The sequence below is a fragment of the Streptomyces sp. NPDC008317 genome, from assembly GCF_042955955.1.
Classification (GTDB): domain Bacteria; phylum Actinomycetota; class Actinomycetes; order Streptomycetales; family Streptomycetaceae; genus Actinacidiphila.
This window is the reverse complement of the sequence record NZ_JBIBFQ010000008.1, coordinates 313,192-338,321: the sequence shown is the minus strand read 5'-3', so window position 1 is coordinate 338,321 and position 25,130 is coordinate 313,192. Positions and strand designations below refer to the sequence as shown.

Annotated in this window: 16 protein-coding genes and 1 pseudogene; 6 read left to right on the top strand and 11 right to left on the bottom strand. The window is 72.5% G+C overall.

Annotated features, from left to right (window positions below; translation table 11 throughout):
* Positions 1–224 precede the first annotated feature (224 nt).
* Complete coding sequence (locus ACFY9V_RS26055) at positions 225–1,424, top strand: cytochrome P450 (protein ID WP_391163170.1); 1,200 nt, start codon at positions 225–227, stop codon at positions 1,422–1,424.
* Between the two features lie 34 nt (positions 1,425–1,458).
* Here ACFY9V_RS26055 and ACFY9V_RS26050 read toward each other — a convergent pair whose 3' ends face one another.
* The 4 genes from ACFY9V_RS26050 to ACFY9V_RS26035 form a co-directional block, all read right to left on the bottom strand.
* Positions 1,459–3,342, bottom strand: coding sequence for an ABC transporter transmembrane domain-containing protein (locus ACFY9V_RS26050; protein WP_391163168.1), 1,884 nt, complete (start codon positions 3,340–3,342; stop codon positions 1,459–1,461).
* A complete protein-coding gene (locus ACFY9V_RS26045) occupies positions 3,339–5,054 on the bottom strand; it encodes an ABC transporter transmembrane domain-containing protein (RefSeq protein WP_391163166.1) in 1,716 nt (571 codons plus the stop codon). The genes ACFY9V_RS26050 and ACFY9V_RS26045 overlap by 4 nt, the downstream gene beginning before the upstream one ends.
* A 40-nt stretch (positions 5,055–5,094) precedes the next feature.
* Positions 5,095–5,994, bottom strand: coding sequence for a response regulator (locus ACFY9V_RS26040; protein WP_355341680.1), 900 nt, complete (start codon positions 5,992–5,994; stop codon positions 5,095–5,097).
* Between the two features lie 130 nt (positions 5,995–6,124).
* Entirely contained in the window at positions 6,125–6,784 is a 660-nt protein-coding gene (locus ACFY9V_RS26035; RefSeq protein ID WP_391045843.1) for a TOPRIM nucleotidyl transferase/hydrolase domain-containing protein, read from the bottom strand.
* Between the two features lie 330 nt (positions 6,785–7,114).
* Here ACFY9V_RS26035 and ACFY9V_RS26030 point away from each other — a divergent pair, with 330 nt between their 5' ends.
* Both ACFY9V_RS26030 and ACFY9V_RS26025 read left to right on the top strand, forming a co-directional pair.
* The gene (locus ACFY9V_RS26030; protein ID WP_391045845.1) at positions 7,115–8,062 is read left to right on the top strand and encodes an isoaspartyl peptidase/L-asparaginase; all 948 of its coding nucleotides are present in this window, start codon (positions 7,115–7,117) and stop codon (positions 8,060–8,062) included.
* A complete protein-coding gene (locus tag ACFY9V_RS26025) occupies positions 8,059–8,889 on the top strand; it encodes a M55 family metallopeptidase (RefSeq protein ID WP_391163165.1) in 831 nt (276 codons plus the stop codon). The genes ACFY9V_RS26030 and ACFY9V_RS26025 overlap by 4 nt, the downstream gene beginning before the upstream one ends.
* A 184-nt stretch (positions 8,890–9,073) precedes the next feature.
* Here the strand turns inward: ACFY9V_RS26025 and ACFY9V_RS26020 are convergent, their stop codons facing one another.
* The 6 genes and pseudogenes from ACFY9V_RS26020 to ACFY9V_RS25995 form a co-directional block, all read right to left on the bottom strand.
* Positions 9,074–10,891 carry a hypothetical protein gene (locus tag ACFY9V_RS26020; RefSeq protein ID WP_391163164.1) on the bottom strand — a complete coding sequence of 606 codons (1,818 nt, stop codon included), beginning with the start codon at positions 10,889–10,891 and terminating at the stop codon, positions 9,074–9,076.
* A gap of 271 nt (positions 10,892–11,162) precedes the next feature.
* Positions 11,163–12,506: an MFS transporter gene (locus tag ACFY9V_RS26015; RefSeq protein WP_391163162.1), complete on the bottom strand. Its 1,344-nt coding sequence runs from the start codon at positions 12,504–12,506 to the stop codon at positions 11,163–11,165.
* On the bottom strand, positions 12,503–13,177 hold the full coding sequence (locus tag ACFY9V_RS26010; RefSeq protein WP_391163160.1) for a helix-turn-helix domain-containing protein: 675 nt from the start codon (positions 13,175–13,177) through the stop codon (positions 12,503–12,505). Before ACFY9V_RS26010 ends, ACFY9V_RS26015 begins: the two co-directional genes overlap by 4 nt.
* 107 nt (positions 13,178–13,284) lie before the next feature.
* Positions 13,285–14,787 (bottom strand): carotenoid oxygenase family protein, encoded by a 1,503-nt coding sequence (locus tag ACFY9V_RS26005; protein WP_391163159.1) that lies wholly within the window; start codon positions 14,785–14,787, stop codon positions 13,285–13,287.
* Positions 14,788–15,058: 271 nt separating this feature from the next.
* The gene (locus ACFY9V_RS26000) at positions 15,059–18,970 is read right to left on the bottom strand and encodes a GH92 family glycosyl hydrolase (protein ID WP_391163157.1); all 3,912 of its coding nucleotides are present in this window, start codon (positions 18,968–18,970) and stop codon (positions 15,059–15,061) included.
* 1,091 nt (positions 18,971–20,061) lie between these two features.
* Positions 20,062–22,395 (bottom strand): annotated as a pseudogene (locus ACFY9V_RS25995) (GH92 family glycosyl hydrolase); the annotation flags it as partial.
* Positions 22,396–22,880: 485 nt separating this feature from the next.
* Between ACFY9V_RS25995 and ACFY9V_RS25990 the strand changes: the two are divergent.
* Positions 22,881–23,429, top strand: a complete 549-nt coding sequence (locus ACFY9V_RS25990; RefSeq protein ID WP_391163156.1) for a DUF1062 domain-containing protein — start codon at positions 22,881–22,883, stop codon at positions 23,427–23,429.
* Positions 23,430–23,524: 95 nt separating this feature from the next.
* Here the strand turns inward: ACFY9V_RS25990 and ACFY9V_RS25985 are convergent, their stop codons facing one another.
* Complete coding sequence (locus ACFY9V_RS25985) at positions 23,525–24,439, bottom strand: EamA family transporter (protein WP_391163268.1); 915 nt, start codon at positions 24,437–24,439, stop codon at positions 23,525–23,527.
* A gap of 97 nt (positions 24,440–24,536) precedes the next feature.
* On the opposite strand from ACFY9V_RS25985, the gene ACFY9V_RS25980 reads away from it, so the two are divergent.
* Both ACFY9V_RS25980 and ACFY9V_RS25975 read left to right on the top strand, forming a co-directional pair.
* Positions 24,537–24,725: a ribbon-helix-helix protein, CopG family gene (locus ACFY9V_RS25980; RefSeq protein ID WP_355341781.1), complete on the top strand. Its 189-nt coding sequence runs from the start codon at positions 24,537–24,539 to the stop codon at positions 24,723–24,725.
* A gap of 1 nt (position 24,726) precedes the next feature.
* Complete coding sequence (locus ACFY9V_RS25975; protein WP_355341654.1) at positions 24,727–25,074, top strand: VOC family protein; 348 nt, start codon at positions 24,727–24,729, stop codon at positions 25,072–25,074.
* The last annotated feature ends 56 nt before the right edge of the window (positions 25,075–25,130 follow it).

Genomic DNA, 25,130 nt, shown 5'->3' with positions numbered 1-25,130 from the left:
GCCTACGTCACAGACGTATCCGGTGATCCTGGACAGCGGTGGGGCGGGAGAATACGCGGGATACGGATGAGGCGCGCGCCGGGGCCAGGGGCGGGATCGCGCCGATCTCCCGGCGGGAAGCCCCGAACACGCGGTGCGACGGCCCGTGACGCCGTAACGTCCCCTCGGCACGCTGCCCAGCCTCCGGCCGGACTCCCGGCCGCTGTCCCCCGGGGAGGACACGTATGACCACGGACGCCGTCGTCGATCTCGGCGCGCTCGGCGAGGAGTTCAGACGCGACCCGTATCCGGTCTACGCGGAGCTGCGCGCGCGGGGGCCGGTCCACCGGGTGGTGATCCCCGAGGGCCACGAGGCGTGGCTGGTCGTCGGGTACGAGGCGGGCCGCGCGCTCCTCAACGACGCCCGGCTGTCGAAGGTGTGGTCCAACGCGGCGCCCGAACTGGGCGTGCGGACGGTGGCGTCCGGCCTGTCCATGCTCAGTACCGATCCGCCGGTGCACAGCAGGCTGCGCAAGCTGGTGGCGCGGGAGTTCACCCCCCGCCGGGTGGACGCGATGGCGCCGCGGGTCCAGGCGCTCGCGGACGGCATGCTGGACGCGATGGCGAAGGAGCCCTCGCGCCGCGGCGACCTGGTGGAGTCGCTGGCCTTCCCGCTGCCGATCTCGGTCATCTGCGATCTGCTCGGCGTGCCCTTCATGGACCGCGAGCAGTTCAGGACCTGGTCGAACATCGCGCTGTCCACCTCGTCGGCGCGGGCCAGGGCGGACGCGGCGGACGCGATGAACGACTTCCTCGTCCGCCTGGTCGCCGACAAGCGCGAGCGGCCGGGCGACGATCTGATGAGCGCCCTGATCCACACCGCGGACGAGGACGGCGACCGGCTCAACGCCGAGGAGCTGCTGGGCATGGCCTGGGTGCTGCTGGTCGCGGGCCACGAGACCACGGTCAACCTGATCTCCAACGGGGTCCTGGCCCTGCTCACCCACCCCGAGCAGCTCGCCGCGCTGCGCGCCGACCCGGAGGGTCTGATGGAGGGCGCGGTCGAGGAGATCCTGCGCTACGACGGCCCGGTGGAGACGCCCACCTACCGCTTCTCGACCGCTCCGGTCGAGGTGGGCGGCACGGTGATCCCCGGTGACGGGCGCCTGGTGCTGGTCGCGCTCGCCGACGCCGACCGCGACCCCGCGCGCTTCCCCGACCCCGACCGCTTCGACATCCGCCGCGACGCCCGGGGCCACATCGCCTTCGGGCACGGCATCCACTACTGCCTGGGCGCGCCGCTGGCCCGCCTGGAGGCCAGGATCGCGCTGCGCGGCCTGCTGGACCGCTTCCCCGCCCTGGCGCTCGACGCGGACCCGGCCGGGCTCCAATGGCGCGGCGGCCTGCTCATCCGGGGTCCCGAGCGGCTGCCGGTGCGCTGGTGACACCGCCCCCGAGTCGCCCGCCGGTGACGGCGGGCTACTCGCCGTGCCAGGAGTGCCACAGCGCCGCGTAGCCGCCGCCGGCCGTGACCAGCTCGTCGTGGGTGCCCAGCTCGGTGACGACCCCGGCCTCCATGACGGCGACGCGGTCCGCGTCGTGGGCGGTCTGGAGCCGGTGGGCGATGGCGATGACGGTGCGGCCCTCCAGCACGGTCGCCAGCGCGCGTTCCGTGCTGCGGGCGGTGGCCGGGTCCAGCAGGGCGGTGGCCTCGTCCAGGATCACCGTGTGCGGGTCGGCGAGGATCACCCGGGCCAGCGAGAGCTGCTGCGCCCTGGCGCCGTCCAGGTGGCGGCCGTCGCCGCCCAGGCGGGTGTCGAGGCCGTCGGGCAGGTCGTCGGCCCAGCCGGTGTCGACCGCGTCCAGCGCGGCGCGCAGCTCCTGGTCGGTGGCGGCGGGCCGGGCGATCAGCAGATTGTCGCGCAGCGTGTCGCGGAAGACGTGGTGGTCCTGGGTGACCAGCACGATCTGGCGGCGCAGGCGGTCCGGCGGCAGGTCGGCGACCGGCACCCCGCCCACGGTGACCGAGCCCGCCCGCGGCCGGTCGATCCCGGCCAGCAGCCTGCCGAGCGTCGACTTCCCCGCGCCCGAGGGACCGACGACGGCCAGCCGCTCCCCCGGCCGCACGTCGAGGTCCACGCCGTGCAGGATGTCGCCGACGTGGTCGTAGGAGTAGCGGACGCCGCTGACCTCGATCCGGTCGTCGGCCGGCACCGCGTCGGCGTCGGTGCGCGTACGCGGCAGCATGTCCAGGCCCTCGACCCGCGCGTACGAGGCGCCGCTGCTCTGCAACAGCTCGACCCGCATCAAGATCGTGTCCAGCGGCCCGACGAGCTGCCGCAGGTAGACCGCGGAGGCCACGACCGTGCCGAGCGAGACACCGCCGTGGTCGTACAGCGCGCCGCCGACGAGCAGCACGCCGAGGACGGGCAGCGCGTACGAGATGTCGACGCTCGGGAAGTACACCGAGCGCAGCCACAGGGTGCCGAGGCGGGCGCGTCCGGCGCCGGCGATGGCCGCCTCCGCCGTGGCGATCCGCCGCTCCTGGAGGCCGAGGGCCTCGACGGTACGGGCGCCGCCCGCGGTCGCGGCGAGGACTTCGGCGAGTACGGAGTTGGCCGCGCCCTCGGCGAGGTACGCGGTCCGCGCGCGGCGCAGGTACCAGCGGGTGGCGACCGCGATCACCAGCAGGCAGGACAGCCCGCACAGGCCGAGCAGCGGGTCGAGCGCGAGCACGGCGACGATGATGAACAGCGCCTGCATGGTGGCGATCAGCACGGTCGGCACGTCGCTGCGCAGCGTCGTCGCCACGACGTCGATGTCCGTGGTGCCGCGCGCCGCGAGGTCGCCGGTCGGCGCGTGTTCCACGACGGCGGCGGGCAGCGCGAGCGTACGGTCCACGAAGCGCTCGCGGATCCTCGCGGCGGCGCGCTCGCCGAACTGGGCCGCGAGGTTGAGCGCGTACCGCGACAGCACGGTCTGGACGACCGTGGCGACCACGATGGCCACCGCCAGCCGGTCCACGGTGGACACCGCGGCGTGGCCGGTCGAGCCCCTGACCGTGTCCACGATCCGGCCCAGCAGCCACGGGCTGACGAGGCCGGCCGCGGCGGCCAGCGCGTTGAGGCCGAGGACCGCGGAGAACGCGCGCTTGTCGGCGGCGAGCTCGCCGACGGCGGCGCGCCGCACCCGCTCCTGGTCGGCGACGGGGAGCGCGGCGGACAGGGCGGCGGGCGCCTGCCCGGCGGGCGGCTCCCCCGGCGCGGTCAGGACTTTGGTACCGGCGGCAGGGCGCGGCACGGGGACGCCGTCCCGCCGGGACGGCTCGGTGTCCGCCGCGGGCGGGTCGCTCGGCGCGGTCATCGGATCGCCTCTTCCTGTGCGCCGCGCGAGACCAGCGCGCGGTAGCCGGGCTCGGTGTGCAGGAGTTCGTGGTGCGGGCCGACCGCGACCGCGCGCCCTTCGACGAGGTAGACGACCTCGTCGGCCCGGTCGAGCACCAGCGGCGAGGTGGTGGTGACCACCGTCGTCCGGCCGGTGCGCGCGGCGCGCAGCCCGGTGGCCATCGCGGCCTCGGTGTGGGTGTCCACCGCGGAGGTGGGTTCGACGGCCAGCAGCACTTCGGGGTCGGCGCAGACCGCGCGGGCCAGCCGGAGCCGCTGGCGCTGGCCGCCGGAGAGATTGCGGCCGCCCGCGCTGAGGGAGGAGTCGAGGCCCGCGGGCAGCGCGTCCACGATGTCGGTGGCCGCGGCCGTGCGGATCGCGGCGCGCACGGTGGCGTCGTCCGGGTCGGCGCGGCCCGAGACGGCCTCGCGGACGGTGCCGCTGAAGAGCGCGGCATCGTTGTCGGCGACCAGGACGCGCTCGCGTGTCTCGCGCAGCGCGACGGTGTCGAGCCGCAGGGCGCCCCACTCGGCGTCGGAGGCGGCGAAGCGGCCGAGGCGTTCCACGACGGCGGCGGTGTCGGCGGGGCGGGCGGAGGCGAGCGCGGTGAGGACGCCGGGGCGGACGACGACGCCGGAGAGCGGGTCGCGCAGCGCGGCGGGCGACGGCGGGGCGGCCACCGGGTGCGCGCCGTCGGACTGTTCCGGCGTCAGGGCGAGGAAGCCGGTCACGCGGCGGGCGGCGACCAGCGCGCGGGCCACGTCGTTGCCGCCCTCGATGAAGAAGAAGACCGGGACGACGAGCATGGCCGCGTAGCCGTACACCGCGACCAGCTCGCCGATGGCGAGCGAGCCGTCGGCCGCCATGCGCGCGGCGAGCCAGGTGACCAGGGCGAGGAAGAGGGCGGGCAGCCCGACGGCGAGCGCGCCGACCCAACTGGTGACGGAGCCGACCCGGTAGCCCTGGTCGCGCAGCGCCTGCGAGCGGCGGCGGTAGCGGGCCGCGTAGACGTCCTTGCCGCCGAGGCCGTTGAGCACGGGCAGCCCGGTCGCCACGTCGACCAGCAGCGCGGTCAGTTCGCCCTGCTCGTCGCGGTAGCCGGTGCCGACCCGCTGGAGGCGGCGTTGCAGCGGGCCGACGGTGACGGCGACCATCGGCACACCGGCCAGCACCACGAGGGCGAGCAGCGGCGAGATGGACAGCAGCACGGCGGCGACCGCCAGATACGAGACGGCCGCGCCGATTCCGGGCCCGGTGACGGTCAACGACTGGGCGATCACCATGACATCGGCCATCCCGATCGCCACCACCTCGCCCGCGCTCATCCGGTGCGGCAGCGTGGCGCCCAGTTCCGTGGCCCGCCGGACGGTGGCGCGTACGACGCGGAAGGAGGCGTCCATCCGCACCTTGGTCATGGTGCGGTGCCGGGCGATGCCGATGAACGCGTTGAGCACCCCGACGCCGAACATCGCCGCGGCCCAGCCGAACAGCGCGGTGTGGTCGCGCGGTCGGAGACCGTCGTCGACGGCGCGGGAGAGCAGATAGGGCGGTACGGCCAGGCCGAGCATCCACACGGTGCCGAGGGTCGCCCCGGCCGCGACCCGGCCGGGCTGGTTTCTGACCAGCCACAGCAGGAAGCGGACAGGGCTTCGGATGTCCCCCGGGGTGGGTGGGGAGAAAGTGTCGGCCATTCCCGCACCCTATGCGGGGGTGCGGGACGGGTCCGAGCGGTTATTCGCCGGGCGCGGGCAGCGTGGCGGAGGTCTCCAGGAAGAAGGCGTCGATGCGCTGCACGGCCTCAAGGAAATCGTCCAGATTGACCGGCTTCGTCACATACGCGTTGGCGTGCTTCTGGTAGGCGTCGGCGATGTCGTCCGGCGCCGCCGAGGTGGTCAGCACGACCAGCGGAATGGAGCCCAATTCGTCGTCGTCCCGCAGGACGGCGAGGAATTCGCGGCCGTTCATGCGCGGCATGTTGAGGTCGAGCACGATCAGGTCGGGGCGCTCGTGCTCCGGGTCGCGCAGGTACTCCAGCGCCTCGATGCCGTCGCCGACGTGCGAGAGCTGCCGGGTCATGCCGCCCTCGGACAGCGCGTCCTCGATGAGCAGGGCGTCCGCGGGGTCGTCCTCGACCAGCAGGACGCTGTATGTGCGGCGCGGGGTGAGGGCGTTCATCGGGTCGCTCCTGATCATGAGGGGCCTCGAGGGGGGATTCGAGGTGAAGACGAGTCCTGGCCAGCGCCGCCGGGCGCCCTGCCGGGTGATGCCCCACGCCTGGCCGAGCCGCGGGTAGTTCGCGCCGAGCCGGACCGCGGCCGCGGCCTCCTGCGCCGCGCACCGGTCGACGGCACGCATGAGATGGGCCAGCACGCGCAGCCGGTTCAGCGGCGCGGCGGCGGGCTCGGGGTGCTGCCCCCACGACGTGTCGCCCGGCGCCAACTCGTCGAATCGCGCGGCCAGTTCACCGACGAGGTCGCGTACGGCGGCGTCGGTCAGGCCGGTCATGGCCCGCTCGACGGAAGCGGTGGGCTCAGCGGCTCGACCGGGTCCCGCGGCCTCGGCGGGAGGGGCGGGGACGGCCGCGGACTGCTCCCGGCCGCCTGGTTCGGTGGCCGTCACGGGGATCGGCATGCTCCGCATCCTAGGGAGGAGATCGACATCATGACAACATTGGTTGTCGAGGGGCGCGGGCGCGGAGGGCGTGCGGACGCGACGAATCCGTCACCGTATGCGTCGCTCTGTCCGCAGGGGCGGTGCGCGGTCAGATGTGCGCGAGCAGCCTGTCCAGCGGGCGCGGGACCTGGTGCGGCTCCAGCGCGTCGACCAGCGCGTGCGCGTACTGCGACTTGCGTCCGCTGTGGGTGCCGATGAAGCGCCGGAGCTGGCGGTCGACCGGGCGCTCGCGCTGCGCGGGCTGCTTCTGGAAGATCCGGAAGGAGCGCGCCTCGCCCAGTTCGGCCGCGACCTCCCGTACCGCGTCGGTGCCCAGGGACCGGATCAGCTCCTCCTCCAGGTCCGCGACGCAGACGTGGAAGCCGAGCGCCTCCATCTGCGGACGGTCGCGGGGCGAGCCGACGCCCGCGCGGTCCAGGGCGCGCAGGAAGTAACCCTCCTCCGCCTCGTCGCACAGGCCCGCCAGCGCCAGGTCGAGCCCCTCGGGGCCGACGAGGCTCAGGAAGCGTCCGATGCTCATGGCGCCGCCGAGCGGCACGACGACCGTTCCCTCGGCGGCCAGGTCCCGGCCGCGCCGGACCGCGAGCGCCTCGACCGCCGCCTGGTCGCTGGTCCCCTCGACCAGCACCGCGGTCCTCACGTGCGTGGCCGCGGCCAGCTCGCGCGCCGCCGCCTCGGCCGCCGCGGCTCCCGTACCGCCCGCGGCCCACTCCACCACCGCCAGGCCGAAGCGCGTCATCGTGTCCACGCGGCACAGTCTCCCCCCGGTGCGCGGCGGGCCCCGCATGGTTTTTCACGGCGTACGGCGGTCTCGGCGCGGTCCCGGCGCGGTCCTGGTCGGAGCGACCGGCGCGGTCCCGGTCGGAGCGCGGGCGGAGCGTGGGACCCGGGCCCGCCCAAGGTCCCTTCACCGGTCCCGGCGAGGCCGGGTACCGCGGCGCGGGCGGCTGGTGCCAGACTGCGCAGACGTCCGGCGCTGCGTAGACGCGGGCGCGTATACGCAGGTCGGACGGGCGAAGCGGCGGGAACCCCCATACGACGGGGGGCTCCGGCCGGTCAGGCACCGGACAGGAGGAACATGCCCGAAGCGGTGATCATCGGCAGTGAGCGCAGCGAGGTCGGACTGCCGACCGGGATGGACGTGCTGCGGCGCGGCGGCTCGGCGCTGGACGCGGTCGAGGCCGCGATGCGCCGCTGCGAGGACAATCCGGCGGACCATTACGTGGGCACCGCGGGACTGCCCAACGCGCAGGGCGTGGTGGAGCTGGACGCCTCCCTGATGCTGGGCTCCGGGCGGCAGTTCGGCGCGGTGGGCGCGCTCAAGGGGTACCCGAACCCGATCTCGGTGGCCCGTGCGGTGCTGGAGAGACTGCCGCAGCACAGCCTGCTGGTCGGCGAGGGCGCCGCGCTGTTCGCGCGGGAGTGCGGCTTCGACACCGCGGACCTGCTGACGGACGCCTCGCGCGAGCAGTGGCGCAAGCAGGTCGCCGACTCCCAGGAGTCGGTGGAGGGTGAGAACACCGCGGCGACCGACGGCGACGCCCGCTACCGGGAGAGCGCGCTCGCCCTGATCCGCCGGCTGGCCCCGCACGACGGCCCCTGGGGCACGATCAACATCATCGCGCTGGACGCGTCGGGCGAGATGTGCGTCGGGGTCTCGACCTCCGGCTATCCGTACAAGTACCCCGGCAGGGTCGGCGACTCCGCGCTGCCCGGCGCGGGCAACTGGTGCGATCTGCGCTCCGGTGGCGCCGCCTGCACCGGCCGCGGCGAGCTGAGCATGCGCGGCGGCACGGCCCGTACGATCGTCGACCTGCTGGCGGCGGGGCTCGATCCGTCCGACGCGTGCCGGGACGCGCTCGCCGACGCGGCCACCCTGCCGGACGAGTTCCGCTCCGAGCTGCGCGCGCTGGCCCTGACCCCCGACGGCAGGCACGGCGGCGCGGCCGGACAGGAGGGCAGCGTCTACGCGTTGATGACCGACGCGTCGACCGAGCCCGAATTCCGCCCCCGGACCGTGCTGTGAAGATCTTCGTCTCCTCCGACATGGAGGGCACGGCGGGCGTCGTCGACTGGTCGCAGTGCCGTCCTGGGCAGCCCGAGTACGCGTACTACCGCACGCTGCTCCAAGCGGAGGTCAACGCCTCGATCGAGGGCGCGGAAGCGGGCGGCGCGAACGCGTTCCTGGTCAACGACTCGCACTCCACGATGGCCAATCTGCGCCCGGACGAGCTGGCCGGGCGGGCCCGCTATCTGTCCGGCCGCCACAAGCCGCTGTACATGATGCAGGGCCTGGACTCCTCATACGACGGGGTCTTCTTCGTCTCGTACCACGGCTCGATGTCGGGCGAGCGGGCCACGCTGTCGCACACGTACAACCCGGCGGCGATCAGCGAGGTGCGGCTCAACGGGGTCGTCGCGGGCGAGAGCGGGATCAACGCGCTGGTCGCGCTCGGGCACGGGGTGCCGGTGCTGCTGGTCACCGGGGACGCGACGACGGCCGCCGAACTGGAGCCGTTCTGTCCCGGCGCGGTGGGCGCGGTCGTGAAGTCGTCGGTGTCGCGGTTCGCGGCCGACAGCCTGCACCCGGAGGAGGCGCGCGAGGTGATCCGGGACGCCGCCCGCAGGGCGGTCGAGGGGCTGCCGTCGGCGGCCCTGCCGGACATCGCGCTGCCCGCGACGCTGACGGTGCGGATGCGCAATCCGGACCTGGCGGAGATGGCGACCTGGGTCACGGGCGTCGAGCGGGACCCGGCGGACGCGGTGACAGTACGGATGACCGACGAGGATCCGGTGCGGCTCTACCGCACCTTCGTGACCGTCGTGCTGCTGACGCGCGGCATCGCGGAGTGACGACGGCGGGGCCCGGTCGTCCGGGCCCCACCGTGTCCGCGCGGGTAGCGGGCCGTCAACCGCCCACGGCCTTCTAGTTCGGAAACCCGCGCCTCGGAAGCTCAGGTCTCGGAAGCTCAGGTCTCGGAAGCTCGCGCCTCTGAAGCCCGCGCCTCGGAAGCCCGCGCCTCGGAAACCGGGCGCCTCAGAAACTCAGCGCCGAATCGCGCACCACATAGGCGCACTCCGTGTAGATGTAGCCGCTGCGGAGCTTGACCGTGTCGCTGCCGGGCGTCGCGGAGTCGCCGGAACTGGTCGACTTGTGCAGGAAGTACGTGGTGCCGACCGGCAGATTCAGCGTCTTCTTCGGGTAGTTCCTGCCGCTGTTGTTGCACGCCGAGGTCTGCGCCGACGCCTGGCTGGAGTACGTCTTGCAGGCGCCGCAGCCCTTGAGCGTGAAGCTGCCGGTCACCGGTCCGGTGAACAGCACCTCGACCTGGTCGGGGCTGTCGTTGCTGACCGTCACGGAGATGCTGCCGCCGGAGTCCTCGGTCGGCATGCGCTTGCCCGCGGCGGGCACCGTCACGGCGACCTCGGCGGCGATGGCGAGCTTCTTGGCGTACGCGGTGTTCTTGTCGCGCGGGTACTTCTTCACGAAGTCGCGGATCTTGTCCAGCGCGCTGCTGAAGTCGCCGCCCTTGTACTCGTGGACGGCGCAGGTGTAACTGCCCGACTGCACATAGGTGTCGGCCCGGCGGGCGTCCTTGTCGAAGGCCGCGGCCACGCCCGCGTCCCCGCCCTTGAGGTTGCCCGCGCGCACGCCGAGGGCGCGCACCTTGTCGGTGGCCGCGCACGGGTCGCCGCCGTTCAGGTCCCTGGCCGCCGCGTCGATGGTCGACTTGAATGCGGGCTCGACCTTCGCGGCCTGCGGCGACTTGGGGTACGTGGAGAGCAGGTCGCTCAGGTACCCGTCCTTCGCCTCCGCGCCGCTCGCGTCGGCCAGGTCGGCCGTACCGCACGCGTACAGCGAGGTCGCGAGCCGGTCGTCCGGCCATCCGGTCAGCGTGCCGAGGGCCTTCTTGTCGAAGTGCTCGGGCACGGTCCGCAGGTACTTCAGCGGCTCGATGGCGTCGCAGTACCTCTTCTGCTCGTAGGGCGTGCCGACCGCCGTGTAGTACGTGGTCAGCCGGTCGGGTACGCGCTTGGCGGCGCGGGAGCCGCCGTGGTGGTCGCTGAGGTCGCGGTACGCGGCCAGCGCCGTGGTGTAGTCGGTGCGCGCCTCGTCGAACGGCTTGCTCTTGGCCGCCTGGACGAGCTGGTCGGCGGTGTCGAGCCGGTCGAGCAGCATCTTCTGGGTGGCCTCGTCGCGCGCGCCGTCGTAGTAGACGACGCCGCCGACGGGCGCGGCGAGCAGCACGAGGCCGAGCACGATCGCGACGGGCGTCCGCGGCGGCCAGGACAGCGGGGTGCGCAGGCCGCGATAGGCGCCGTGCGCGGCCGCGAGGACGAGGAAGACGGCGTAGGCGACGACGACGCCGCCGGACACGCCGTCCGCCGTCGCGGGCAGCGCGACGAAGAGCAGGACGCCGGTCGCGACCAGGCAGGCCGCCGTGGCCAACCAGCGGCGGGTCAGCGCGTAACCGATGCCGAGGCCGCTGAGATTGAGCAGGCCGACGGCGACGGCCCGCAGCGCGTTCGCCGGGGCGGGCGGCGGCGCCGGTGGTGCGGGCGGGCCGGCCGGGAACCCGGGCGCGTAGCCGGACGGATATCCGGACGGGATGCCGGGCGGCGCGGCGGGCTGCCGCGGCAGCCAGGCCGGTGGCGCGGGCGGCGGCGGGGGCCCGAAGCCCTCCGGCGCGCCGCCGCTCCCCGGTGTGCCGCTGCCGCTCGGCGTGTCGCCGGCGCTCGGCGTACTGCCCGCGCCTGGTGTGCCGTCAACGCCCGGCGCGTCGGCGCCGTCCGGTCTCCCGCCGCCGCCCGGCGTACCGCTGGCGTCCGCTCCGTCCCGCTGGTCCCAGGTCATGGCGAATTCCCCCCTGCTCCTGCGCGGACGGGATCACCGCCCGTCGCGCTTCCCCACCCCACCGCGGGCGCGCCCGTGCGTCCGGCCGCTGGAGGACAAGACGCGGGTGCCGACGCGGCAGTTCCCGCTCGGCGCGGGACACGCGCGTACCCGCCCGTGCGGTATGCGTACTCTTCTGCGCGTGCGCGCACAGCTCCGCGTGCTGCTGTACGTGCCGCTCCGTGTACGGCCAGTATCGGGGGCCGGGGGCATACGCCACAAGCGAGTTGGATCACACCCCGTGCGGGGTCCCGAGGCCGACGCGGCGCAGCGTCGTGGAGGCGAGGGCGACGACCGCGGCCAGAAGACAGACGGCGGCGAAGGCCGCGAAGAGAACCCCGGAGCCCCAGGCGGCGACGGTGAGGCCGACCGCCGGGAAGAGGACGGGGGCGAGCCCGAGGGCGCACAGGGTGGTGACGGCGGTGACGCGGCCGAGGTAGCGGGGTTCGGTGACGGTCTGGACGAGGGCGCCGGTGAGCGTCGAGGTGAGGCCGCTGCCGACGCCGACGACCGCGCCGAGCACGACGGCGGACGCCAGCGTGGGGGCATAGCCGAGAGCCGCGGTGCCCGCCGCGGTGAGGAGCAGGGCGCAGAACATCACCAGTCCCGCGCGAGGCGGTCCCGACCCGACGGTGAGCAGCATGGCGGCGCCCGCCGCGCCGACGCTGAAGGCGCTCGCCACCCATCCCATGCCGGAGGCGCCCCAGCCGCGCTCGTCGGCGAGCAGGACGAGACCGGCGGCGACCGGTCCGCTGAAGCACATCTCGCTGAGGCCGACCACCACGACCAGCGGGCCGAGCAGCGCGTGCCGCCGTATGTACCGCAGCCCTTCGGCGGACTCCCGCAGCAGGGAAGGGCGTTCGCTCTCCCGTACGGCGACGGGTTCCGCCGTCCGCACCGTCAGCAGCAGAGCCAGCGAGGCGGCGAACAGGACGCCTGCGGCGGTGAAGGCGCCCGCCGCGCCCCCGGCGGCGAGGACGACGCCCGCGAGCAGCGGGCCGACGGCGTTGCTCAGCCGGATGGACAGTCCGCGCATCCCGTTGACCCGCGCGAGCTGATCGTGGGTGGTGATGCGCGGCGGGAGCGCGCCGACGGCGGGCATGAACACCGCGTCCACGACGCCGAAGACCAGCGCCACGGGGACCAGCAGCCACAGGCCCGGCGTGGTCGCGACGAGCATCAGGGCGGCGGCGAGGATCACCGCGCAGCGGGTGGCGTCGCTGGCGACGGCGATCTTGCGGGGGCCGAAGCGGTCGGCGACCGCTCCCCCGCCGAGCATCAGCACGGCCCGCGGCAGGGCGCCCGCCGCGATCACCAGGCCGACCTGGGAGGGTCCTGCCACGCGGGTGGCCGCCCAGGTCAGGGCGAGGAAGTACAGCAGGTCGCCGGTGACGGACGCGGTGTACGCGGTCAGCCAGCGCAGCACGTTCGCGTCGCGGTAGGCGGGCGGCGCGACCGGGTCCGCCGCCCTCTCCACACGCTCAGCCGTGCCCGCCGTGCCCGCCGTGCCCGCCCGCCCCGCCGTCTCTGTCGCCTCCGCCGTGCCCGCCGTCCCCGCCGCTTCCTGTCCGCTCATACGCCACCCGCGTCCGGCCGCGCGGCCGACGGCGCGACCGCGCCCGGCACGGGGAAGACCTGGAACTGGAAGGCGACCGGCACCTCGCCTTCCGCGGGCCGCTCCGCCTGCTCCGCCCGCTCCGCCTCCTGCCGGTGGCGGGCGAAGACCTCGAAGATCTCCGCCTTCACGCGACCGGCCCGCTCGGGCGTGAGCCGCAGGACGAAGTCGGCGTACGCGCTGACGTCGAGCCATTCGCGCGGGAGCAGCGGGATCTCGTCGGCGGCCCTGCGCAGCCGGTCGGCCCCGGCGAGGGCGACGGCGTGCGCGTACGGGCGGCCCGCCTCGCGTTCCTCCGGCGGGCCGCCCGCCGGGTCGTGCTGCGACTGGCGGTGCGCGGCCCGCCACCACCGCTCGCGCCCGGTGCCTCGCCCCGGCTCCTCCACGATGAGCCCGCCGAGGGCGAGCCGCCGCAAGTGGTAGCTGGCGGAGCCGGGGTTGATGCCCAGTTCGTCGGCGACGCGGGTCGCGGTGGACGGCCCGCGCTGGCGCAGCATCGTCAGCACATTGATCCGCAAGGGGTGCGCGAGCAGGCGCAGCGCGGCGGTGTCGAGCCGTACGTCCGCCGCGGGTCCCGGCGCGGAGGGCACCGACGGGGACGGGGTCGGCGCGGGCGGGGAGTCGTCGGTCATGCCCAGCACCCTAAACCCACAACAGTTGTTTCGAAAGAGTTGTTGTGACAGTGCCGGGCCGGACCGCGCGCCGGTCTCGCCCGTCAGACCGTCGCCGCTCTCCCCCGTCAGACCGTCGGCACCCAGCTCCCGTGCAGGCCGAGCGGAATGGTGGCCGGGAGGTGGATCCTGGCCAGCGGGGCGGCCGTGAAGTCCTGGGCGGACAGGATGACGAGGTCGGCCGCGCCCCGGTCGGGGTTGTGGACGTAGGACAGGACGTAACCGTCGTCCTCGGCCTTGGCGTGCTCGTGCGCGGGGACGAAGACCGGCTCGCTGACGGCCGCGTCCTTCGGGAAGCGGTGCGTCTGGGTGGTGCCGCGCAGCAGGTCGTGCTTGATGAGCGCGTTGCCGAAGTGGGTGTCGGGCGGCACGCCGTCCAGCGTCTCGTACGCCGTCCACATCGCGGCGGCCGTGGCGGCGTAACCGTAGCGGTGGCGGCGCGAGACCAGGCTCTCGCGGATGCGGGGGAACTCCTGCGGGCGGTCGTCGATCCGCCGCGGGCGGGCCCGGCCGCGCTCCAGGTCGATCGTCAGCCGGTCGAGCCGGGGGGTGCCGAGCGCCGAGGGGCCGTCGCCGAGGGTGCCGCGGCCCGCCGCGAAGAACGGCGCGGGGAAGGTGATGAAGTCGACGACCACCGAGTGCCCGTCGTCGTAGGCGTTGAGCGTGTGCGAGTAGTACGAGCCGGGGTCGGCCTCGAACCAGCGGACCCGGCCGCCCCGGCGCGGCATCACCCCGACCCGCGCCGGGTGCTTGTCGTTCCAGACGTACGGCACGATCGCGCCCGCCTCGGCCGCCGCCGCGTCGAAGGTCACCGGGGTGTCGAAGATGATCACATACCGCTCGGTGAGCGCGAAGTCGTGCATCATCGGGCTGTCCGCGACCGGAATCCTCGTGGTCCGTACGACCTTCCCCGTGTGGTCGATCACCAGGTGCCGTACGTGGTCCCAGGTCGGGTAGTACGTGATCGCGTGCAGTTCGTCCGCCCGCTCGTCGTACTTGGTGTGCGCGGTGAACGCCCCGCTGAGCGTGCCGCCGAAGTCGTACGGGCGGACGGTGTTCAGCTCCTCGTCGAGTTCGTACGGCGCCGGGCCGCTCTCCTGGACCGCGAGGAGCTTGCCCTTGTACGGGATCACGTGCGTGTTGTTGGCGAAGTCGTCGTCGGGCACGGGGCCGTGGTAGGGCTCCCCCAGTTGCGCGGCGACGCCCGCCGACCTCACCCACCGGTTGCGGTACCACTCGGCGCGGCCGTCCCTGAGGCGTACGCCGTGCACCATGCCCTGGCCGAGCATCCAGTGGTGGGTCCGCGGGTCCTCCAGGCCCAGCACATTGGGGCCGTTGCGCAGATAGCGGCCGTCGAGTGCGTCCGGGACGCGGCCGATCACCGGCAGGTCGAAGGCGGTGACCTCCTCGGTGGCCGGTGCGAACGCGCCCTTGAGGAAGGGGTAGGGCACGGTGCCGCGGCGCGCGGCGCCGGTCCCGGTCCGCCGCCCGTCCGAGCGGGCCTCGGCGACGCCCGCGCCGCTCAGGGCGACCGCCCCGCCGATCGCCGCCGCCGCGCCCCCGCGCAACATCGTCCGTCGTGTGCACCGCGTGAAATCCGTCATCGGTCCGACTCCCCGTCTCCCGCTCTCCGGTCAGGTCGCCGCGACCGCGGCGCCTTCAACGACCCTCCCGCGCCGCGGGGTTCCGGGTCACTGCGGCCCGCGCCCGAACGGGGGTGGGGGCAGCCCCACCGGGACATCCCTGATGCGGGCGCCGAAGAACCGGGGCCGGGGACGCGGCCGGGGGCCGCGACATGGTGTCGCGGCCCCCGGTCTCACACGGGTCGTACGGACCTGCGGGTCAGTGCCCGTGGCCTCCCTGCCCCTGCTGTGCCAGCAGTTCCACCTCGGTCAGCGTCGTGGACGCGGCACCGTTGTTGGCGGTCACCACCAGGCGGTACGTGGAGTACGCGCCGGGGTGGGCTATCTGGAACGGCCGGGTCTGGAGGCGGCTGTCGAAGCTCTCGCCGCTCCTGGAGTCCAGCGTGCTCCAGTGCTTGCCGTCGGTGGTGCCCTGGAGCTGCCAGCTCTTCGGGTCCTGTGCCGCGGTGCTGCCGGAGGTCAGGGTGTAGAAACCGGCCTGCTTCTTCGCCGAGCTCCCGGTGAAGGCGTACTGCACCGTCGGGTCGGCGGCGGGGAAGGTCACCCCGGTCTTCGAGGTGTTGTCGAAGAGCGCGGCGACATCAGTGCCGTCAGCGGACGTCGCGGTGCCGAGGTCGGGCCCTGTCAGGTCCGCCAGCGGCTGCGGCGCCTTGCCCGCCGGGGTCAGCGACGCGGGCAGCGCGTTCTTGCCCGTGCCCCACTTGGACGGCTTGGAGCCCATGGTGAAGTCCAGGCGCGCACCGGACGAGAGCTGGCTCTGCGTCAGGTACACCTTGTTCCACGCCTTGCCGTTGACCTTCAGCGACTGCACGTAGATGTTGCTGCCGCTGTTGTTCGGCGCGTTGACGACGATGCTCTTGCCGTTGTCCAGGTGGACCGTCGCCTTGGTGAACAGCGGGGAGCCGATCACGTAGTTGTCGCTGCCGACCTGAAGCGGGTAGAAGCCCAGCGCGCTGAAGATCTGCCAGGTGGCGGTGGCGCCGTTGTCCTCGTCACCGGGGAAGCCCTGGCCGATCGAGCTGCCCGTGAACAGCCGCCGGGTGGCCTCGCGCACGACGGCCTGGGTCTTGGCCGGGTCGCCCGCGTAGTCGTACATGTACGGGATGGCGAACGACGGCTGGTTGCTCAGGCCGAGTTCACCCATCCGGACGTCGCGGGCCTCCAGCATCTCGTGGATGGTGCCGCCGTAGCCGCCCGCGTCACCGTCGGCGGTCTCCTGGGTGTTGAAGAACGCGTCGAGCTTCTTCTCCAGGCCCTTCTGGCCGCCGTAGAGCGCGGCGAGGCCGTTCGGGTCCTGCGGCACCGTGAAGGCGTAGTTCCAGGCGTTGGTCTCGGTGTACTCGTTGCCCCACTGCTGCGGGTCGTACTGGGCGTCCGGGACGCGCCACGAGCCGTCGGCCTTGCGGCCCTCGAAGAAACCGACACCGGTGTTGAACAGGTTGGTGTAGTTCTGCGCGCGGCCCAGGAAGTACGCGGACTCCTCCTGGTAGCGCTGCCGGTCGGCCTTGGAGGTGTGCGGGTCCTTGGCGAGCTTGGCGGCCATGGTGGCGATGCCGTAGTCGTTGATGTAGCCGTCCAGCGACCACGAGACGCTGCCGTCGACCGAGGTGTTGGTGTACCCGGTGAACACCGAGGTGTCCAGGCCCTTGCGGCCGACACCGCCCGCGGTCGGGAAGACGGTGGCGTTCTTGACCGCGGCCTCGTAGGCGGCCTTGGCGTCGAAGTTCTCCACGCCCTTGGCGAAGGCGTCCGCGAAGGCGACGTCGGAGCTGGTGCCGGTCATCAGGTCGGCGTAGCCCGGCGAGGACCAGCGCGAGATCCAGCCGCCGTCCTTGTACTGCTGCACGAAGCCGTCGGCGAGTTCACCCGCGGTCTTCGACTCCAGCAGCGAGTAGGCGGGCCACTCGGTGCGATAGGTGTCCCAGAAGCCGTTGTTGACGTAGACCTTGCCGTCCACGATCTTCGCGCCGGTCTCGGTGGGCGTGTTGCTGCCGGTGGCCTTGGAGAACGGGCTGGCGTACTTGTACACCGGCTTCTTGGCCGTACCGGTGTTCTCGGAACCGGAGTTGGGGTACAGGTTCATCCGGTACAGGTTCGAGTACAGCGTGGTGAGCTGGTCGTCGCTGGCGCCCTGGACCTCGACCTTGCCCAGCTTGGCGTTCCACAGCCGCTCGGCGCTCTTCTTGACGCTGTCGAAGGACGTGCCCTGCGGGATCTCCAGGTCCAGGTTCTTCTTCGCCTGGTCGGCGCTGATGAACGAGGTGGCCAGGCGCATCGTCACGGTCTTGCTCTTGGACGTGTCGAACTGCGCGTAGCCGGTGACGTTGTCGCGGCCCTGTCCGGTGACCTTGGTGGCCGTGCCGGGGGTCCGGTCGAACTCGGCGTGCACGAACATCCGCGTCGCGGCCTCGCCGCCGCCGATGTTGACGTCCGAGAAGCCGTCCAGGGTGCCCTTGGCGGCGTCGAAGGTCAGGCCGCCGTTGTTGTTCACGTTGTCGAAGAGCAGGTCGCCGTTGTCACCGGGGAAGGTGAAGCGGTAGACGGCGGAGTGGTCGGTCGGTGCTATCTCGGCCTTCACGCCGTTCTTGAACGTGACGCCGTAGTAGTGCGGCTGCGCGACCTCGTCCTTGTGGTCGAAGGCCAGCGCCCGCTTGCTCCGGTTCAGGTCCGGGGTGCCGGACACCGCGGACGGCATCACCTGGAAGGTGTCGCGGTCGCCCATCCACGGGCTGGGCTCGTGGCTGATGCCGAGCGCCTGGAGCGTCGGCAGGTTGTCGGCGTTGTTCTGGGCCGCGTAGCTGTACTCCCAGCTCGTCGAACCCGCGTCGGTGACCGGCGTGAAGAAGTTGAAGCCGTTCGGGACCGCGGTCAGCGGCAGGTTGTTGCCGCGCGAGAAGGAGCCGGAGGCGTTGGTGCCGCGCCGGGTGTCGACGTGCTCGGCGTAGCTCTTGGCGGTGGGCGCCGGGGCGGCGCCGATCGTCAGGTCGTCGATCCACCCCTTGAACTGGGTGGACGCGCCCGCCTCGGAGCTGCCGGCCGGGTCGTCGTAGCCGAGCAGGACCCGGTCGATCGTCTTGCCCGCGGCGACCTTGCCGATCGCGGAGACCACGGCGTTCCACTGCGAGGCGTAGAGGATCTTGCCCGCGCCCTGGCCCTGCGGGCTGAGCGGGGTGCCGTACTCGTCGAGCGCCGGGGTCCGCAGCTTGCTCAGGTACGTGCCGTCGGTGAAGTGCAGGTCTATGGAGGCGTACGTGCTCGGGTACTTCAGGTCGCCGCCGGTCAGCTCGGGGAATATGTCGTACGAGAGCTGGGTGTTGCGGCTGACCGGGATGCGCACGTCGTAGAGCTTGTTATAGGCGTGCACGGCGCCGGACTTCGTGTGGGTGCCCGAGTACTGGAGCGCCTTCAGGCCGCTGAAGCCGACGCTCGGCTTCACATTGGGCCCGGAGGCGGGGCCCTTGCCGATCTCGGTGGTCATGCCCGCGACGGGCGTCGGCGCCGGGGAGCCGTCGGACAGGATGAGGTCCGCGAGCTGCACGATGTCGCCGCTGTTGTTGGCCGAGACGTTCAGCCGGTAGTAGCGGTGCGGCGCGGGGTCGGCGACGTCGTAGATGTTGGACTTGTACCGGCCGCTGAACTTCACGCCGCTACGGGTGTCCACCGTCGTCCAGGTGCTGCCGTCGTCGGAGCCCTGGAGGGTGAAGTCCTTCGGGTCGCGCTCGGGCGAGTCGTTCGCGGACGTCAGCGCGTACTTCTTGACCGTCACGTCCTCGGACAGCTTGTACTGGAGCCAGCCGGTGTTCGCGAAGGTGAGCCACTTGGTGTTGGCGTCCTCGTCGGCCGCGTTCTTCGCGACCTCGTTCGGCGGATTGTCCGAACTGGCCGTGACCTCGGCGATCTTGTCCTTGACACTGCCGGCCAGCACCGGGAGGGTGCCCGCGGTCACGCCGGAGACCAGGGGGTTGCCCTTGGCGTCGGTCTCGGCGGTGCTGCTCCACGTGGGCTGCGTGTCGCCGGACTCGAAGGAGGTGGTGAAGGCGGGGGCGCCGCCCGACTTGGCCGCGTCCGCGTCCGCGTGCGCCACGGCGGACGCGGGCACGGTCAGGGTCATCGATACCGCGCCTGCCAGCAATGTTCTGGTGAGGGTGCGGCGAAGTGGGCCACGTCTCATGGGTGTTGCCTTTCTGCTTGCGGCTCCGGGTCGTGCTCCGGGACGTTCTGTTACGGGTGCGGGTGCCGCTGTGGGTACGGGTGCGGGTTCGGATACGGGTTCAGGGGCGTCGCTCGTCACGCGTCACGTCCGCTGATCGCGTACAGCGCCAGCCGGGCGTCGTCGGGCAGGGTGAGGGAGACGGCGGTCTTCGCGCTGTCCAGCGGGACCGCGATGTGCCAGATGTCGACCCCGACACCGTCGGGCGCGCCCTGCTTGTCGTAGCGGGAGTCGGCGTGGATCGCGGCGTCCTCGCCGAGCCGGGGAGCGCCGGCCGCCCAGTCGGTCGCGGTCAGGGTGACGGGCGCGGACGTGCCGTCCGAGTAGTGCACGGTGGCGGCGCCGGTGACGTCGCCGTGGTGCGCGGTGAGCAGCACGTCGAGCGCGGAGTAGGAGCGCCGCACGAGAGCGACGCTCTGGCCGTGCGCGGTGGCGAAGTTGGCCGCGGCGCCGGTGGTGTCGGGGAAGGTGTAGGCCCGCCCGCCGAGCACGCCGGGTCCCGGCGCCGGGAGCTGTTCCGCGGGGAAGCTGGTCCCGGTGCCGTCGAAGTCGGCGCCGGTCGCGCCCGCCGTGCCGACGCCGTCCACGTCGTACTGCGCGGACAGGTCCTGCGGGCAGTACCCGCTGCCGCCCTGGCAGGTCGAGGTGGCGACCGAGACCGGGACGGTCCTGGTCACCGAGGGGCCGCCGGACTGCGTGACCTTGACGGTGACCTGGTAGGTGCCGTCCGGGGTGCCCGCCGGGGCGGAGATCCGTACCGGCACCACCTTGGTGGTGGGCAGCGTCCCCGAGTCCACGCGGAAGCCGCTCGTGCGCGGGCTCGCGGTGAGCCCTTGCGGCGCGCTGACCGTGACGGTGCCCGAGACCTTGCCGGGCGCGGTGAGGACGGCGGAGACGTCCACGTCCGTCCCGGGGCCGCCCGCGAGCACGCCGGGCGCGGCCGGGGAGAGCGACGCGGCGGTGTGCCGTACGGGCGCCGCCACGTGGGCGGGCGCGGGCGGCCCGTCGTTCTTGCCGGTGCCCCAGCTCGACGGCTTGGCGCCGACGGTGAGCGAGAGGTCCTTGCCCGCCTTGATGTCCCGGGTGCTGATGTACGTGGTCCGCAGGCTCTTGCCGCCGAGCCGCGCGGACTGGATGTACCGGTTGGTGTCGGTGCTGCCCGGCGCGGTGATCGTCATCTTGCCGCTCGGGTAGTAGTGCCGGTCGAGGGTCAGGTCGACCCGGTCGAAGACCGGCGTGGACAGGCCCCACAGGTCGGTGCCCGGCGTCATCGGGTAGATGCCGATCGCCGAGAGCACCTGCCACGACGACATGGTGCCGAGGTCGTCGTTGCCGGTGACGCCGTTCGGCGCGTCCGTGAAGAGGGTCAGCCCGGCGTGCACCACGTCGGTGGTCTTCCACGGCTGCCCGGTGGACAGATACGTGTACGGGGAGCTGAGGTCGGGCTCGTTCTGCGGGTTGTACTTGTCCTGGTTGTAGTACGAGTACGGGCCGTTGACCCAGACATCGCGCGCGGTGCCCGCCGGGTCCTTCACCAACTGGTCGTAGGCGAAGAAGGAGTCGAGCCGGGCGTTGGCGGTCGCGTTGCCGCCGATCAGATCCACTATCCCCGGCACGTCCTGCGGGACGAGCCACATGTACTGCCAGGACGTGCCCTCGTGGAAGCCGACGCTGGAGGCGGGGTCCGCCGGGCCGACGAAGGCGCCGTCGGTGTTCCTGGCCCGGAAGAAGCCGGTGCTCGGGTCGAGGATGTTCCGGTAGTTCTGACCTCGCGTCAGATAGCGCCGGGCGTCCGCGGTGTGGCCGAGCGACTGCGCCATCCCGCCCAGGGCGGCGTCGGCGAGCGCGTATTCGAGCGTCGCGGACGGGCCGTGCTGGAAGTCGTTGTCACCGGGCTTGCCGGGCCGCGCCGGGTCGTACGGCACATAGCCGTTCGCCAGGTACTCGACGTCGGCCTGCCGGCCCGCGGACGGCGAAGAGGCGGGCGGCACGGTGTCCGCGTGCTTCTTCAGCGCGCGGTACGCCTCCTCCTCATGGCCCTTGAGCAGGCCCTGCCGGTAGGCGTCCACCAGGAACGGGGTCACCGGGTCGCCGGTCATGATGTTCGTCTCTGCGGTGGCGTACCCCCAGCGCGGGAGCTGTCCGCCCTCGTCCGCGACGCGCAGCAGCGACAGCGCCATGTCGCGGGACTCGCTCGGCGCGAGCAGCGACAGCAGTTGCTGCTGGGTGCGGTAGGTGTCCCACAGCGACCAGTTCTGGTAGTACGTGATGCCGCCCGCCGGGTGCACCTTGTCGTCCCAGCCGGTGTAGCGGCCGTCGACGTCGCTGCCGACGTTCGGCGCGAGGAAGGAGCGGTAGAGCGAGGAGTAGAAGGTCCGCTGCTGCTCCTGGCTGCCGCCCCGCACCCGGATCCGGCCGAGCCGGTCCTGCCAGGACTGCCGCGCGGCGGCGGCCGTCGTGTCGAAGGTGCCGCGCCCCTCGGCCGCGAGGTTCTTCGCGGCGCCGTCCTGGCTCACCCACGACAGCGAGGTGACCGCGGTGACCTGCTGGTCCTTCGTGGTGTCGAAGCGCGCGTAGGCGCCGCCGAGCCCGGTGGAGGTCGAGGTACGGCTGCCCGCCGTCACGGTCTTGCCGCTCCACGTCCCGTACGACTGGAAGGGCCGGTCGAAGCGGGTCTCGGTGTAGACCGTGTACGGCTGGGTGTCCTGGCAGAAGCCGCGGCCGGTGATGGCGGTCAGCACCGTACGGTCGTCGAGCACGGTCACCGTGCTGCTGGTCACCTTGTGCAGCGCCTGGCCGCTGTTGAGCAGCACGTTGGCCTGGTCGGTCGCCGGGAAGGTGTAGCGCTGCCAGCCGGTGCGGGTGGTGGCGCTCAGTTCGGCGGTGATGCCGGTGTCGAGCTCGACCTTGTAGTAGCCGGGGGAAGCGGTCTCGTCGGCGTGGCTGAACTTCGCGGCGTAGGCGGCGTCGTCGGTGGCGGTGATCGCACCGGTCGTCGGCAGTACGGGCAGGTCGCCGCCGAGCCCGCAGCCCACGCCTGACAGGTGCACGGAGCTGAAGCCGCGGATGTGGTCCTGGTTGTAGTCGTAACCCGTGTTGTGGCCGGTGTCGGGCGAGAGCTGCACCATTCCGAACGGCACGGCGGCGCCGGGGTAGGTGTTCCCGTCGTCCTGCGAGCCGATGAAAGGGTTGACCAGGTGCGTGAGATCGCCGCCGGCGTTGGCGGAACCGCCGTCGGCCGACGCGGTCTGCGCGGGCAGCGTCGCCGCTCCGGCGGCGAGCAGCGCGGTGAGCGCGGCCAGCGCCGCGGAGCGCAGACGCGGCATCCGTGGAGTCATTTTGTCCTCTACTCGTTTGACAACGTTGTCAGAGCACACCTGGGATACAGGTGGTGGGAGGCACGGGGACATGCCAATGAGACGTCAGGAATCTTTGCCCGAAGAGCCCCTGGCGTCAATGGCGCAGCGCAGGATGATCAAAGGACGGGGTGCATACCCCCACAATGGCGGGTATTTGTCTGTCAAATCCCTTGAATCGGCACCGACTCGACAGAGGACGCGGTCGCCTTGCGGGCATTTTGTACCGAGTTGGGCGAATTCGCGGTGGGGCTGGATGCTTCGGGAGCCGGGCCGCCAAAACCCGTGGAACCGTGCCGCCACGCACGGTTATCGTGCTGCCGCACCTGTCGCCGTGGCAAAGGAACCCCGTTGTACACCTGTTGAGACACCCCTGGCGCTGATCTGTCGCACGTCGCCCCCGGGCGCCGTGCCCCTTTTCGCTGCGGTTTTTCTCACCGAACAGGTGTTCATTCGTGTCACAAACCTGGGTGGTCGCTCCCACCTGCCCGCCTCTTGTCGTGCGCCGTTGCCACTCGTGCCCGTCCGATCGCTTCCGGGCGAGCGGCAGATTCCGGGTCAACGCGCACCACAAGTCCCTCGACGTCTGGCTCCTCGTCCTGTGCGCAGGATGCGGGGAGACCGCGAAGCTCACGGTCTTCGAGCGGGTCAACGTGCGCTCCCTGCGCCCCGACCTGCTGGACAGGCTCCACACCAACGACCCCGGACTGACGGCCGAGCTGCTCCGGCACCCGGCCGTCCGGCACCGCAACGGCGTCGCCCTCGACTGGACCGACGCCTGGCGCCTCGACATCACCGGCCCCGCTCACGCGGACGACGAGGCCCTGGAGGTGTCCGTGCGCTTCGCGGCGCACATCCCGCTCCGGCCCGTCCGGCTGATCGCCGACGGGCTCGGCGTCTCACGCGCCGAGGTCAAGCGGCTGATCGACGAGGGGAAGATCGTCTCGGCGCACCGCCTGAGCGGAAAGGCGGGTGGCGACTTCACCTTCCTGCTCAAGCTCTGAGCCCTGCCGGGGGCCTGTTCGGCGCGGTCCGCCGGGCAGGCCCTACGAGGCGCCAGGGGCCGCCGGACAAGCCTTACGGGTCCGCCGGGCAGGCCCTACGGGGCGTCCGTGACGTCGAGGCGGGCACCGCGCGCGGCGCCCGCCGAGGCCGCCACCACGCACAGCACCGCGATCCACTGCGTCCAGCGCAGCGCCTCCTGGAGCACGATCAGGCCGATGAGGGCGGCCATCGCCGGTTCGAGGCTCATGAGGATGCCGAAGACCCGCGGCGGGATTCTGCGCAGCGCCTCCAGTTCCAGCGAGAACGGGACCACCGACGACAGCAGCGCGACGCCGAATCCGGCGGCCAGCACCCACGGGTGGACCAGCGCCGTACTGCCGCCGGCCACACCGAACGGGACGGCCACCAGGGCCGCGACGACCATGCCCAGCGCGAGACCGTTGCCGTGGTCGGTGTGCCGGCCCAGCGCCGCGCCGACCGGGATGTACGCGGCCCAGCACGCGGCGGCGGCGAGCGCGAACAGGAAACCGACGAGGTCGATGTCGCCGCGTCCTCCGACCAGCAGGAGCACACCGGCCGCCGCGAGCAGTGCCCAGAAAGCGTCCAGCCACCGCCGCGACCCGGCCAGGGCCACCGTCAGCGGTCCGAGGAATTCGGTGGTCACCGCGATCCCGAGCGGGAGCCGGGTCAGCGCCTGGTAGAAGCAGAGGTTCATCACGCCGATCGTGACGCCGTAGCCGATCACCACGGCCCGCGCCCGGCGGTCCATCCGCAGCGACGGCCGCCACAGCGCCGTCAGCACGACCGCGGCGAAGAACAGCCGCAGCGCGACCGTACCGAGGCTGCCCACCGCGCTGAACAGGTGCGTGGCCACCGCAGAGCCCAGTTGGACGCTGAGGGTGCCGAGCAGCACCAGCGCCGTCGGCGGGATCGCGCCGAAGCCGCGTCGGGCCCGCGCGGCCGGCGAGAAGCGGAGGTACGGGGCGCGTTCGGTCCTGCCGATGTTCATGGTGGCCACGCGCGGAGTATCGACGATCGGGCGCCGCTCGTCGCGTGGTTTTTCCCGGAAGCTTGACCTAGGGAACTAGATTGCTAGCATGGGCGATGTGGGCGACGACGACGTCAAGCAGTTCAACGTGTATCTGCCGATAGGGCTGATCAAGCAGGTCAAGCACCATGCCATCGAGTCGGAGAAGTCGCTGTCGGCGCTGGTCGCCGAGGCGCTGCGCGCGTATCTCGACGAGGCGGCGGAGCCCCGCGACCAGCGGCGGCGAGCGAGTGACAAGGAGAGTTGAGATGACGACGCGGGGCATCGAGGCCGTGTTCCTGGAAACGCACAATTGGGGCAAGGCGGCCAAGTTCTTCCAAGGGCTCGGCTACGAGCTGGAGTTCTCGACCGATCACAATTCGGGGCAGTTGCGCAACGGCGAAGGACCGTATCTCTTCATCGCCGAGATCCCGGAGAGCCAGGAGCCGCGGGCGCCGCGGATGGTGCTGACCGTGGCCGACGCGGACGCCTTCGAAGCCGCGCCGGGTGTCGAGGTCGTCACGCCGTTCGAGGAGACCCACTTCGGGACGCGGGAGATGACCGTACGCGACCCGGACGGCCGGCTGTGGAGCCTCCAGGCCCCGGCGAAGAGCTGACCGTCCGCACGGCGGGCCGTGCACCACACCAGGCGACAGGCAGCACCGACAGGGAG